This window comes from Belliella buryatensis (genome assembly GCF_900188245.1).
GTDB classification, from domain to species: domain Bacteria; phylum Bacteroidota; class Bacteroidia; order Cytophagales; family Cyclobacteriaceae; genus Belliella; species Belliella buryatensis.
In genome coordinates this window covers 1-13,520 of record NZ_FZOK01000019.1, presented here as the reverse complement: position 1 = coordinate 13,520, position 13,520 = coordinate 1, and the positions used below count along the sequence as shown (strand labels likewise).

The 13,520-nt window shown below is 35.8% G+C and carries 13 protein-coding genes; 12 read left to right on the top strand and 1 reads right to left on the bottom strand.

Going from position 1 to position 13,520, the window contains the following annotated elements:
* Positions 1 to 60: 60 nt before the first annotated feature.
* From CHB66_RS15885 to CHB66_RS15855, 7 genes are all read left to right on the top strand, one after another.
* Positions 61 to 414 carry a four helix bundle protein gene (locus CHB66_RS15885; RefSeq protein WP_089242401.1) on the top strand — a complete coding sequence of 118 codons (354 nt, stop codon included), beginning with the start codon at positions 61 to 63 and terminating at the stop codon, positions 412 to 414.
* A gap of 327 nt (positions 415 to 741) precedes the next feature.
* On the top strand, positions 742 to 1,809 hold the full coding sequence (locus tag CHB66_RS15880) for a M42 family metallopeptidase (protein WP_089242400.1): 1,068 nt from the start codon (positions 742 to 744) through the stop codon (positions 1,807 to 1,809).
* A gap of 191 nt (positions 1,810 to 2,000) precedes the next feature.
* On the top strand, positions 2,001 to 2,786 hold the full coding sequence (locus tag CHB66_RS15875) for an ABC transporter substrate-binding protein (protein WP_089242399.1): 786 nt from the start codon (positions 2,001 to 2,003) through the stop codon (positions 2,784 to 2,786).
* Positions 2,752 to 3,411, top strand: coding sequence for a hypothetical protein (locus CHB66_RS15870; RefSeq protein WP_089242398.1), 660 nt, complete (start codon positions 2,752 to 2,754; stop codon positions 3,409 to 3,411). Before CHB66_RS15875 ends, CHB66_RS15870 begins: the two co-directional genes overlap by 35 nt.
* A gap of 236 nt (positions 3,412 to 3,647) precedes the next feature.
* Positions 3,648 to 4,979, top strand: a complete 1,332-nt coding sequence (locus CHB66_RS15865) for a M16 family metallopeptidase (RefSeq protein WP_089242397.1) — start codon at positions 3,648 to 3,650, stop codon at positions 4,977 to 4,979.
* A 23-nt stretch (positions 4,980 to 5,002) separates the two neighbouring features.
* Positions 5,003 to 7,042, top strand: a complete 2,040-nt coding sequence (locus CHB66_RS15860; protein ID WP_089242396.1) for a M16 family metallopeptidase — start codon at positions 5,003 to 5,005, stop codon at positions 7,040 to 7,042.
* 48 nt (positions 7,043 to 7,090) lie between these two features.
* Positions 7,091 to 7,825, top strand: coding sequence for a DUF4292 domain-containing protein (locus CHB66_RS15855; protein WP_245812768.1), 735 nt, complete (start codon positions 7,091 to 7,093; stop codon positions 7,823 to 7,825).
* A 32-nt stretch (positions 7,826 to 7,857) separates the two neighbouring features.
* On the opposite strand, the gene CHB66_RS15850 is transcribed toward CHB66_RS15855, so the two are convergent.
* On the bottom strand, positions 7,858 to 9,513 hold the full coding sequence (locus CHB66_RS15850; protein WP_089242395.1) for a M61 family metallopeptidase: 1,656 nt from the start codon (positions 9,511 to 9,513) through the stop codon (positions 7,858 to 7,860).
* A gap of 139 nt (positions 9,514 to 9,652) precedes the next feature.
* On the opposite strand from CHB66_RS15850, the gene rpmH reads away from it, so the two are divergent.
* From rpmH to CHB66_RS15825, 5 genes are read left to right on the top strand one after another with little or no spacing between them, the layout of a single operon-like run.
* Positions 9,653 to 9,811, top strand: coding sequence for a 50S ribosomal protein L34 (rpmH, locus tag CHB66_RS15845; RefSeq protein WP_076503142.1), 159 nt, complete (start codon positions 9,653 to 9,655; stop codon positions 9,809 to 9,811).
* 45 nt (positions 9,812 to 9,856) lie between these two features.
* Positions 9,857 to 10,246, top strand: coding sequence for a ribonuclease P protein component (gene rnpA, locus CHB66_RS15840; protein WP_089242419.1), 390 nt, complete (start codon positions 9,857 to 9,859; stop codon positions 10,244 to 10,246).
* Positions 10,243 to 11,907, top strand: a complete 1,665-nt coding sequence (locus tag CHB66_RS15835; RefSeq protein ID WP_089242394.1) for a S41 family peptidase — start codon at positions 10,243 to 10,245, stop codon at positions 11,905 to 11,907. Before rnpA ends, CHB66_RS15835 begins: the two co-directional genes overlap by 4 nt.
* 6 nt (positions 11,908 to 11,913) lie before the next feature.
* Positions 11,914 to 12,603, top strand: a complete 690-nt coding sequence (gene tsaB / locus CHB66_RS15830; RefSeq protein ID WP_089242393.1) for a tRNA (adenosine(37)-N6)-threonylcarbamoyltransferase complex dimerization subunit type 1 TsaB — start codon at positions 11,914 to 11,916, stop codon at positions 12,601 to 12,603.
* Positions 12,600 to 13,106, top strand: coding sequence for a DUF2480 family protein (locus CHB66_RS15825; protein ID WP_089242392.1), 507 nt, complete (start codon positions 12,600 to 12,602; stop codon positions 13,104 to 13,106). The genes tsaB and CHB66_RS15825 overlap by 4 nt, the downstream gene beginning before the upstream one ends.
* Positions 13,107 to 13,520 lie beyond the last annotated feature (414 nt).

The window sequence follows — 13,520 nt, the reverse complement described above, 5'->3', positions numbered from 1 at the left end:
GCTTCATGATATAGGTTGTAGTTGTTTTTGAAAGTAATACTTGTTTAAAATAATTGTTTCATGGGGTTCAAGTTTGAAAAGTTGACAGTATGGCAAATTGCAATAGAGCTTTCCTATCAGGTGAGTTTGTTAATTGATGATTTTCCAAATCATGAAAAATTTATCCTTGCATCACAGATTCAAAGAGCTGCTGATTCAGTTGCATTGAATATAGCAGAAGGATCAACAGGACAAACAAATCCAGATTTTAAACGGTTTTTAAATTACTGGATTCGGTCAGCTTTAGAAGTTGTTTCGTGTTTGCATTTAGGAAGAAAAAGAAAAATAATTTCAGAAAGAAATTTTGAAAGCCTTTACAATCAATATGAAGAGTTGATTAAAAAAATACAAGCATTGAAGAACTCGTTAAAATAAAATTTGATTATCCGCAATTATGCCAGTAGCTTAATATTTATTTGAATTTATGCGGATAATCGTCGACAGACGACTGTCCGCAGTTTACTGTTCACCTAAATGAACTTTAATCCTTGTTTTCTTTCTTTACGGGCAACAAATCGGATAATCATAAAATAAAATTATTCGAAAGTCACAAATCCGTGAAATTAAGAATTTAATTAAACGGATAATCTTTAATGAAATTTATTTATCCAAATGGGCCATTAAATAGAACAATTTAAATAGTGAAATTGGTCTTCAGTTGACAGTCGACCGTTGACTGTTGACATTTTAAAAATTAAAATCATGTCAAAATCAGAAATATTCATTTACAAATACCTCAATACAGCGAGTCCAACAGGTTTTGAAGCGTCGGGGCAGCAAGTTTGGCTAGATTATATCAAGCCTTTTGTGGACACCCATTTTACGGACAATTACGGAACGGCAGTAGGGGTGATTAATCCAGATGCTGAATTCAAAGTAGTAATTGAAGCCCATGCGGATGAAATCAGCTGGTTTGTCAATTACATTACACCAGAAGGCTACATTTATGTCAGAAGAAATGGTGGTTCCGATCACATGATTGCTCCATCCATGCGTGTCAACATTCACACAGATGAAAAAATCATTCCAGGAGTATTTGGATGGCCTGCCATCCATGTGAGGAAAGATGGGAAAGAAGATGCACCAACTTTGGACAATATCTTTATCGATGTCGGAGCCAGAACCAAAGAAGAGGTTGAAAAAATGGGGATTCATGTGGGCTGTGTGATCACATTTCAGGATGAATTGACAGAATTGAATGATAAATTCTACAGCGGAAGAGCTTTGGATAACAGAGTAGGAGGATTTATGATTGCTGAAGTAGCAAGGTTACTGCACGAATCAAAAGTCAAATTACCTTTCGGATTATATATTGTAAATGCTGTACAGGAAGAAATAGGTCTTAGAGGTGCATCTATGATTGCTGCGAGAATCAAACCTCAAGTAGCGATCATTACTGATGTGTGTCATGATACTACGGCGCCTATGTACAACAAAATCACTTCAGGAGATTTGGTAGCAGGAAAGGGCCCTGTTTTAACTTATGGAGCATCTGTTCACAAAAAATTATTAGATCTGATCATAGATTCCGCCAGAAAAAGAGAAATCAATTTCCAACGTTCCGCAGCTTCAAGAACTACCGGGACAGACACCGATGCATTTGCTTATTCTAACGAGGGAGTACCATCAGCCTTGATTTCACTGCCATTGAAATATATGCACACTACAGTGGAAACTGCCAGCAAAGAAGACATCCAACAAGTCATTCAATTGATCAAAGGATTCCTAGAAGACTTCGATCCAAAGTTTGATTTTAGATATGTTGTTTAGTAATTAGTGAGATTAGTTGATTGAGTTATTATGTTATCAGTTGAATAGTGATTAGGTTATCAGTGAATTGAGTTATCTAGTATCCCAGTCAACTTTCCCTAATCCCTCTATCAACTAATCCCTAATCCCTTAATCAACTAATTGCAAACCTTTAAACCTTCCAACTTTGTAACCTTCCAATCCAAATTAAAATGCCCACCTACACCGATCAACTCAATAGAAAAGTGGTAATTCCTGAGGCTCCGCAGAGAATCATTTCTTTGGTTCCTTCACAAACTGAACTATTGGTGGATCTAGGTTTACGGGATGAACTTGTGGGGATTACTAAATTTTGCATTCATCCCAAAGGGCTTAAAAAGGATAAGCAAATTATAGGGGGGACCAAAAATTTTCATTTTGACAAAATCGATGCATTGCAACCCGATTTAATTATTGGGAACAAGGAAGAGAACTATCAGGAGGGAATAGCACAATTGGCAGAAAAGTATCCAGTATGGGTGAGTGATATTTACACACTGAAGGATTCGCTCGAGATGATAGCGATGCTCGCAGAGATGACAGGAGTTCAGGATCTTGCACAAGATTTGATTGCAGAGATTTCAACTAGTTTACAGCAGCCTTTGCCCAAACTTGGTACTGCGATTTATTTGATTTGGAATAATCCTATCATGTGTGCAGGACAGGATAATTTCATCAATGAAATGCTCAATGTGGCTGGTTTTGAGAACCTAATTCAAGAAAGTAGGTATCCTGAGTTAAGTATTTCTACCATTGCATCACTTAATCCTGATTTTTTGCTTTTGAGCTCTGAACCATTTCCCTTCAAAGATCAGCATTTAAAGATTTTTGAAGCCCATCTTCCCCAAACCAAAATAATGATTGTGGATGGAGAACTTTTTTCATGGTACGGTAGTAGACTAAAGAAATCGATGAATTACTTCAATGAACTTCATAGGAAAATTAACAATAAAATCTAATCAGAGTCAACTCACATCGGTAGCTCTGTTAGTTGTATTTATTTTATTCACCTCTTGTGGTAGATCAGTTAAACAGATTGTTGAAGATGTTAATGTCAGTCCTACTGCATATCCTATTGACCTTTCTGATAAACTTATGGTGACATTGCCTCCTGGCTTTCCACAAAAAGATTACAATACTTTTTTAGAAACCCTACCTATCGAACTTCAAAGGTATGGATTTGAAGAAATCTGGGATACAGATTACCATGAAATGGAGTTGAAGTCAGTTGGTATTCATGATTTTACCACAGAAAGAAACCAACAAAAGTTATATAAAGATTTAGGGGTAAGGTATTTATTGGATTTAGAGATATTGGATAAAAAACCTATCAGGATTAGCAAATTGGGCGCTACAATGAGGTATAATGAAATCAATAATAACAGCCCATTTGTCCATAGTACAAGTTGGGTTGAAGGTGATTATTGGATTATTACGAGATATAAATTATATGATCTAGTACATGATGAAGTCATTATTGAAATGCAAATAAAAACTTCACATAATATTAATCATACAGTCAATTCAAAATCGCTAAAAAAGGATCTTCAAAAGCTATTTGAATTCATATACACCTTGCAGTAAGAAAGTCGTGATCGAATATGAACGTTTTTTATTGTTTTGTGTCCGTATTCGTCCATTTTTGATTGTTTGTAATTTTGAAAATTAATTTTAAATCATGCTAATATCTTGGTATATCCTAGATGTATGTGATTTTATTTATTTTAAGTTGTTTTATTTTATTTTTTCTTACTTATCTTACATCGCTCATATTTAGAGCACGATACTTGATATTTATTAATACCAAAAATTTAAAGAATATGATCAGAAAACTTACCTTGTCGCTTTTATTGAGTGCTTTTCTAGCACTTTCAGTATTAGCCCAAAATAAAATTGAGTTTAAAGAATTTAAACTAGACAATGGGCTACATGTAATTTTACATCAAGATAATACTACTCCTATTGTGGCTACTACGGTACTTTACCATGTAGGCTCCAAAAATGAAAATCCTGAAAGAACTGGTTTTGCCCATTTTTTTGAACATTTGATGTTTGAAGGTTCTGAAAATATTCCAAGAGGGAAATTTTTTGAAATTGTAGAGTCAGCTGGAGGGACGCTGAATGCAGGAACGAGTCAGGATTACACAGTATATTATGAAATTCTTCCTTCTAACCAACTTGAATTGGCACTTTATCTTGAATCAGAAAGAATGCTTCATGCCAAGGTAGATCAAACTGGGGTGGATACACAGCGGGAAGTCATCAAACAAGAAATGAAGCAGGTGATGGACGAGCAGCCTTATGGCTCTTTTCAAAGAGAAATGCCTGTGAGACTTTATCCTAATCATCCTTATAATTGGCCGATTATCGGTTCTGCTGAGCATTTGGACAATGCCAAGCTAGAGGAGTTTATGGAGTTTTATGCGATGTATTATGTTCCTAATAATGCCACGCTTTCTATAGCTGGAGATATTGATTATGAAGAGACTGAGAGGATGATTAGAAAATATTTTTCAGAAATTCCTGCTGGTAAGAAGGCTCCTTACAGACCAAACATTGAAATTGAAAAACTGAAATCTCAAAAAGTGGATGTTGTTTATGATAATATTCAGCTTCCTGCAATTTTCCAAGGCTACTTGATGCCAAAGAAAAACCATCCTGATACTTATGCTTTGAATCTTTTAAGTACTTATTTACTTTCCGGTAAAAGCTCATTAATGTACAAAGAGCTGGTTGATAAACAACAAAAGGCACTTCAAGCAATTGCTTTTCCAAATGACTTGGAAGATGGTGGTATGTTTTTAGTTTTGGCTATAGCTAATATGGGTGTTGACATAGATGAATTGAATGTCGCTATTGATGAAGTTTTGGCTACCGTAAAACAGGAAGGTATTGATCAGAATGATCTACAGAAATTGATTAACATCAAAGAAACACAATTAGTCAATGGTTTTGGATCTGTAGCAAATATCGCGCAGTCATTAGCACAAGGTCACGTTTTTTATGGTAGTGCTGATTATGTGAATTCTCAGTTAGATAAGTTTAGAAAGGTAACAGCTGAAGATATCAAAAGAGTAGCCAATCAATATTTGAATAAAGACAGCAGAGTTGTATTAAAGTATTTACCAAAGCCAACTGAAACTACTGAGTGAGATTTCTTAAATGTAAATTCAATATGAAAAGACTATATATATTATTCGTATTCTCCTTGCTAGCATCAGCTTCTTTTGCCCAGCTTGATAGGACAAAAATGCCAGAGGCTGGACCAGCTCCAGAAATCAGATTTGGTGATGCAGCATCATTTACTTTAGATAATGGTTTAAAAGTTTTTGTCATTCAAAATCAAAAACTTCCTAGAGTTACTTATTCTCTGATTTTAGATAGAGATCCAATCTTAGAAGGTGATAAATCTGGGATGTTAAGCTTCGTAGGAGAAATGCTAACAGCAGGAACAAAGAACAGATCTAAAGATAAATTTAACGAGGAAATAGATTTTCTAGGAGCAAGTATCTCCGCCTCTTCTACTTCTATTTCTGCCTCTACTCTAACTAAACATCAAGAAAAAGTATTAGAACTGATGGCTGATGTACTATATAATCCTGTTTTTCCAGAAGAAGAATTACAGAAATTAAAAACACAAGCAAAGTCTGGATTAGCTTCTGCAAAATCAGACCCTTCCAGCATCTCTTCAGTTTTAACAAGTAAATTGGTGTATGGTACAGATCATCCATACGGTGAGAATGAAACAGAGCAAACAGTAGATAATGTAACTATCGAGGACATTAAAAACTACTACAACACTTTCTTCAGACCAAATATAGCTTACTTAGCAATTGTAGGTGATGTTAATATGGATCAAGCAAAAACTTTGGTTAATAAGCATTTTGCACAATGGAAGCAGGCGGATGTACCTAAGTTTAAATATCCAATACCCCAGCCCCCTGCAAAAAATGTGGTGGCTTTAGTAGACAGACCATCAGCACAACAGTCTGTTGTAAACATTACATATCCAATTCAAAATCATCTACCAAGTCCAGATTATCTAGCTAGTCAAGTTGCGGGCTATATTCTAGGAGGAGGCGGATCATCCAGAATGTTTATGAACCTTAGAGAGGATAAAGGTTATACCTATGGTGCTTACGCAAGAATTGGATCGAATAGCCTTGTAGCAAGCTTTTCAGCAAACGCTAGCGTAAGAGGAGCTGCCACAGATTCTGCTGTAAATGAAATGATTTACGAGATCAGAAATATGAGAGAAAATGGAATCACCCAGACTGAACTAGATGCTGCAAAAGCAAATCTTAGTGGTTCTTTTGGAAGATCTCTTGAAAGTCCTGCTACGATTGCAAACTTTGCCATCAATATTGAGCGCTATAATCTTCCTAAGGATTATTATGCAACGTATCTTCAAAGATTAGGTGCATTGACTGTGGAGGATGTGAATGTTGCAGCTAAAAAATTCCTTAAGCCTGACAACATGTACATCACTGTGGTAGGAAATGGCTCGGTGCAAGAAAGCCTTCTAGCTTTTGGAGAAGTTCAGCGTTTTACCACTTCTGGTGATCCCGAAAAACAGATTGCGATGGACGAAGGAATGACTGCAGAAGAAGTGCTTTCAAGGTTTTATGATGCTGTGGGAGGGGAGGCAGTTATTAGAAACATCAAAACTGCTAAGATAGAAAGTATAGCAGAGATGCCAGGAATGACTTTAGGAATGAATTTTTACTACGATGAAAATATTGGAGCCTATTCCAACAAAGTGATTGTAGGAGGTGGTGTTATGTCCAACACAGTCATGAAAGATGGGAAAATGTCAGTCACTGTTCAAGGGCAATCTCAAACTTTACCTGAAGAACAATATGAAGCTGCTAAACTTTCCATGTTTATATTTCCTGAATTACACTTTGAGAATTTGGGTTATGGAATGGTGCTTGATGGTATCAAAGATGTAGATGGGCAGAATGCATATAAATTAACTGTAATGAATGAATCGGGAATTTCAACTGATTATTACTACAGTGTGGAATCAGGGTTGAGAATCAAAACTGATGGACAAGCTTCTGGAGAAATCGCCTACTCTAAATACAAAGAATTCAATGGTGTTAAATATCCTATGCAAATGGTAATCAAAAGCCCAATGATTCCAATGCCTCTTTCTTCTGAGATTAAGAAAGTAGAGTTCAATAAAGCTTTGGATAAAAACACATTTAATTAATGCAAAGGGATCAATGTTTATAATACTCCAATTTTAATTTTCAAAAAAATGAAAAAGCCAATCTTTTTATTAGCAGCAGCACTCCTTATCGGTAGTGGAACGAAAGCTGAATCTTTCGTTGAAAGAAAGATCACACAGCCAAACATCATTGCGCATGTTGAATTAGATCCTGATGAAGTTATTGCCAAGTATATTCAAGCAGTAGGTGGTATAGATAAAATTTCAAAAGTGAAGTCTGCTTATGTTTTGACTGAAGCAGACTTTCAAGGAACTGTAATTGAAACCATAGTCAAAAGTGATTCCGAAAATGGGCGCTTGAAACAAGAAACGAAGGTGATGGGGCAAGTTCAGCAGAAAATGATTCTAAAAGACGGTAAAGGGTTTGTTGAAATGGGAGGCCAAACGCAAGACCTACCTAAAGAGATGTTTGAACTTTCCAAGTCTCAAATGTATGTCTTCCCCGAACCACACTACAAGGAACTAGGGCTATCAATGGAACTTAGAGGTATAGAAAAGGTAGAAGGAGAAGATTCAAATGTTTTGATTTTGACACTTTCAAATGGAATGAAGACAGTTGAGTACTATTCAGTAAAGTCAGGTCTAAAATTGAAGTCTAGCTCAGATGCAGCGGGCGATATCTTGTACTCTGATTACAAAGAGGTCGCAGGAGTACTTTATCCTCATACTATCACGGTGGTAAGTCCAATGTTGCCTTTTCCACTAGAGTCAAAAATAAAGTCCATAGAGTTTAACAAAGCTTTTTCAGAAGCAGATTTTAACTAAATAAAGAAAGGAGGCATATATGTCTCCTTTTTTTATTTCATCCACTCCTGTCTCCATTTGGTTTCGCCTTGGATCCTACATTTGAATTGGGGAAAGTAAAGTGAATTTGTTTTTCTGAGCAATAGGGTTAGTCTTCTAGACTGTCTTTCTAATAAGAAAACAATAGATTTCCCATCTTCATTTTCCCTAGAGCTTTCAATTATTTTATCCCCTAGCATAAAATGGTTATATGCTTCGCTTTCAGGGTGAATCTGAGTGACTAATCCATTATCATCTATTCGAATACCGAAATTGTTGAGGATGCTGCTTTTTTCTCGGAAAATTTCCTCAATTTGTATCCCTATCGTTTCTAAGTTAGACTTCAATAAAGAGAAAATATCTGCTACACCAAATACATAGCTATCGAAGAAGTCTTGTATTTCCCTTGCTTCCCCATGCGTGTCTTCGATGATCAGTTGGAAGTCAGCCAAGGTATATCCAATTTTGGTTTTGCCAAATCTTTCCCACATGATGTTCATTACTTTGGTCAAAGAGCTGCCTTTCTGAATCAAAATCAAGTCTAAGCAAAGTGAAATTATTGCTCCGCGGTTATAGATGCTAACTTTTTTATCTGGGATTCCTGCTTTATAGCCATCGAGCCATAAATCTTGGCTTGATTCGGTGATACTTTGATTTTTCCAACCAAAACTATCAAATTCCTTTTGAAGAAGCTTTTCGAGTATTTCTTCACAATATTCCTTTAAGTCAAAATAACCTGATTTCAATAAATACAAGTCTCCCATGTAGGTTGTGATTCCTTCTATGACCAAGCCTGCATTTAAATAAATCTCTTGGACAAGATTATATGGAATCAACTCTTTTGGTCGGATTCTGCACACATTCCAAAAATGGTACAATTCGTGAGAGCTTACACCAACAAGCTCTTTAAATAATGTTCTCTCTGATAAATCTTTGTCTGCACCAATTGTAATCACTGTTGAGTACTGATGTTCAACTCCATGATAGTGTTTGAAGGGTAACAGTTGGAATATGTAATGATAGTCATCCGCAGGAAAATCGCCAAAATCCTTGATTTGAGCCTGTGTAAACCTTTTGAAAACTTGAATCAATTCATATACATCAAAATGTATGGATCCATTAAACCATAAATGAAAGCGACTTGAATCAACTTTGAATTCGTAATGTTTTAAGTTACTGCTAGCCAAAAAAGGACTATCCATGGCTACCTGATAATTTTCAGCAATCCAAGTTGTATGGTCTTGTCTTGATAGTGGGCAAGCTACTTGGTGATTTTCGGGGAGGTCAATATAGATGCAGATTTCTTCATTCTCCCTGTCTTTGGCTTCGAAAAGACAATTGCTGAAATTTAAATAGAGTTGTACATCATCTGACCAGCAACCACCTGCATCCATTTGATTGGCGTAAAACTCGTAACTAATCTCATAGAATCCAGCCTCTTTCGCGGTAAATGTCCAGCAATCTTTGTTGTGTTTTTCCCAGGCTATATTTTGTGAAAGATAACAGACTTTGAAAGCTCTAATTTTTTGAGCATAATTTGCCAACTCATATCTTCCTGGTCGCCATGCTGCTAACTGAAGCTTTACCTTTTCGCCAGATTCACATGACAGCTTGAGTTTGAAATTTACAAACTGAGAGGGAATTGAATTGCGCGAAATAAAATATTGCATCTATCTTTGTGGTTTGGTAGCAAACAAAAGTAAACTACTGATTTGTAAATAAAAAAATCCTATCTATCTTTGCAGTCCTTTTTAGGGTCAACCTAAGATAGAAGTCAGGTAAGCATAAAAAATATTAAATCATAGCGTCATGAAAAGAACATTTCAGCCTTCTCGTAGAAAAAGAAGAAACAAGCACGGATTCAGAGAAAGAATGTCTACTGCAAACGGTAGAAGAGTAATCAAATCTAGAAGAGCAAAAGGAAGACATAAATTAACTGTTTCTTCTGAGAAGACTCTTAAGAAGTAATAATCTGCATTGATTTCGTATATTTATACGTAAGCAATGATGGAAATGAATTACAGACTTCCAAAGAATGAAAGATTACATTCTCAAAAGGCAATAAAGGAACTTTTTGATAAAGGTTCCTCTTTTTTTTTATATCCATTTAAGGTGCTCTTTTTGCCACAGCCTTTAGACAGTGCTGAAACTATTCAGGTACTTTTTTCCGTTTCAAAGAAGAAGATCAAAAAGGCAGTACACCGTAATCAGGTCAAACGTAGAATTAAAGAAGCTTATAGGCACAATAAAAATATATTTGGTGATCCAAAACTTTCACCTCGGTATATTGCCTTAATCTATGTTTCCTCTGATACTGCATCTTATCAAAAAATTGAATCCTCAGTTCAAAAAATACTTAAAAAGCTAGCAGAGTCTAGCGATGAATCTAATCATTTGTTATGAAATTTATTTCCAGAAAAAGCATTACTATCGCATTTACAATTCTCCTAGGGATTGGAGTATTATTTTCTTTCACAGCGAAGAATGATAAGCTTTTTGCAATAGCGAAAAACCTAGATATTTTCGCTTCTCTTGTCAGGGAGTTGGACTCTTACTATGTAGATGAAATAGACGCAGAGGAACTAGTGACTATTGGTATCAATGCGATGCTGGAAGAACTAGATCCATATACTGAATTTATTCCAGAAGAAAACTCTGATGATTTCCGCCTCTTGACTACTGGTGAGTATGGTGGAGTGGGAGCACTTATTGGAAATAGGACAGGGAAAAATATGATTTTAATGCCTTATAAAGGTTTTCCAGCACAGGTTGCAGGTTTAAGAATTGGAGATGAATTTTTGAAAGTAGACACTGTAGATGTAAGAGAAAAAGAGACAGCTGATATTTCAAAGCTTTTGAAAGGGCCTGCTAATACTTCAGTTTTTGTTCAAGTGAAGAGGGGAGAAGATACCATCGCGGTCAATTTAGATAGAAAAAAGATTGTGATTAGTAATGTCCCTTATTACGGTAAGGTAGATGATCAGACAGGTTATATCAAGCTTTCTGATTTCACAACCAATGCTGCCTCTGATGTAAGAAAGGCTTTGATTGATTTAAAATCACAAGGTATTACTAGGTTAATATTAGATGTAAGGGATAATCCAGGGGGGATTTTGAAAGAAGCAGTAGAGATTGTTAATCTATTTATCCCAAAAGGAAAAGAAGTAGTAAGAACTATAGGTAAGCTAGAAAGTGTAAACTCTGTTTATAAAACTACAAAATCGCCTGTGGATAAGGATATTCCTTTGGTGGTGTTGATCAATGAAAGAAGTGCTTCTGCTTCTGAGATTGTGGCTGGTGCTTTGCAGGATTATGATAGAGCGATTTTGGTTGGTAAAAAGACTTTTGGAAAAGGCTTGGTTCAGACATCTATCCCACTGTCTTATAATTCCCAAGTTAAAGTGACTACAGCCAAGTACTATATCCCAAGTGGTAGATGTATCCAAGCTATTGATTATAGTAAAAAAACAGATTCTCCATCTGTTGATCTTCCTGATTCGTTGAGAACCAAATTCACTACTAAGAATGGAAGAATCGTTTATGATGGTGCGGGTATTGAACCCGACGAGTTGACGGAGGAGAAAGTCTACGCACCCATCACTTACAGTCTAGTGGCTAGAAACCTTGTTTTTGAGTTCGGGAATAAGTTTTTCTTGGAAAATCAAGAAGTACCATCTCCAAGGGAGTTTACAATTTCTGATCAAACATATGAAGATTTTGTAGCGTGGTTAGAGGGAAAAGAATATGATTATACGACTTTTGTAGAGAAGTCAATGGAGGACTTAGAGAAGTACGCTCAGAGGGAGAAGTACTATGATGATATAAAAGAACAGCTTGAAAACTTAAAAAAGCAAATTACACATAGCAAAGAACAAGACTTGATTACCTTCAAGTCGGAGATTAAAGAAGCCTTAAAAGACGAGTTAATATCTAGGTATTATTACCAAGAAGGAGTGATTGAAGCTTCTTTGCTAAATGACCTAGCAATCAATCAATCTATTGCAATTTTTAACGAACCGAAAAAGCTTTCTGGAATTTTGACTGCTTCATCTAAAAAAAGATAATTAGGCATGGCTATAATTCTGTCCATAGAAACTGCAACTCAGGTTTGTTCTGTATCTGTTCATAATCAAGGTCAATTGATGGGTTTGACTGAATTGCATGTTGATAATATGCATGCTCAAAAGTTGATGAAGTTGATAGACGACTTGTTGAAAAATTTAAGTCTAAAAGTTCGAAGCTTGAGCGCTATTGCTGTTTCTCAAGGCCCCGGATCTTATACTGGCTTAAGAATAGGTGTTTCTACAGCGAAGGGCTTAGCTTTTTCACATGATTTACCTTTGATTGCTGTGAATACACTTCAGGCATTAGCTACCCAAGTTCTTCCTTTTGCTTTGGCTTCAGAATACATAATCCCCATGATTGATGCGAGAAGAATGGAAGTTTATGCCTGCGTCGTGTCGGGTTTAGGAGAAGTCCTTGGTCAAGTTGCCCCAGTGATATTAGAAGAGAATTCGTTTGTGAATTATTTAGATAGAGAGCGAGTGTATTTCTTAGGCGATGGGTCTGAGAAATTTTCAACTTTTTGTAAACACCCAAATGCATGTTTTTTACCTCATCTTAATTCAAGTTGTACAATTGGAAACTTGGCTTTCGATAAATTCCAAAAAAGGGAGTTTGAAGATCTCGCTTACTTTGAGCCGAACTACTTGAAGGAGTTTATGGTTTTAAAGTCGAAGAAAAACCCATTTTTGGTATGAGTGAAATCATTAATAGAGTTGCAAATAGTCCATTGGTCACGATAGATCTTGAAGAACTATATAGGAGAGAAGAACGAATCCTATTTGATCTTAAAGATTTTCTTTTTCAAGAATTGATTTTAAAAGAAATGGATTTCAGGTCTGCATTAAAGATTTTAGATTGGGATCAATTCAGGGGAAGACTTGTAGCGATTACTTGTACAGCAGATGCCATTGTGCCAGCATGGGCATTTATTTTGGTTGGTACTTATCTGACAAAAGTAGATGTGGAATATGTAATAGGTGATTTTACCGCGCTAGAGCAATACTTATTTGAAAAGGAAATACTGAAAATTAACCCAGCAGAATACGCAGGTAAGCCTGTTGTTATAAAGGGCTGTAGTAAATTCCCTGTGCCTACCTATGCATATGGTCGTGTTGTATCCCTAGTACAACCTTTTGCCAAGTCAATTATGTATGGGGAGCCATGTAGTACTGTACCCTTATATAAGGCTTCAAAATAAATTATTTTGCTTTACTCCAAGCTGTTATCAAAAAACAGTAAATTTTTTAAAAATCGGGTTTGGTAAATTTATAAATACCTTCTATGTTTGCAGTCCCAATTGAGGGAAGCAAGATCAACAGGGTCTTGAATATAATTGAAAAAGTGCCTGATAAAGGGAAGTAAAAAGATTTAAAAATTTTTTTCAAAGAAGTTTTTGGATCTTAAAAATAACTCCCGATATTTGCACTCGCTTTCAGGGAAAATGTCTCTGGAACATGTCTCGTAAAGAGGAAAAGTTCATTGAAGTGATGTAAGACGAAACGATTGAGGGCTATTTTGGATAGTTTTCAAGTTAAGAATAAATAAGAGCCGATAGGAATAATCTACGAGAGTAGAGATAGAAACTTTACAATGGAGAGTTTGATCCTGGCTC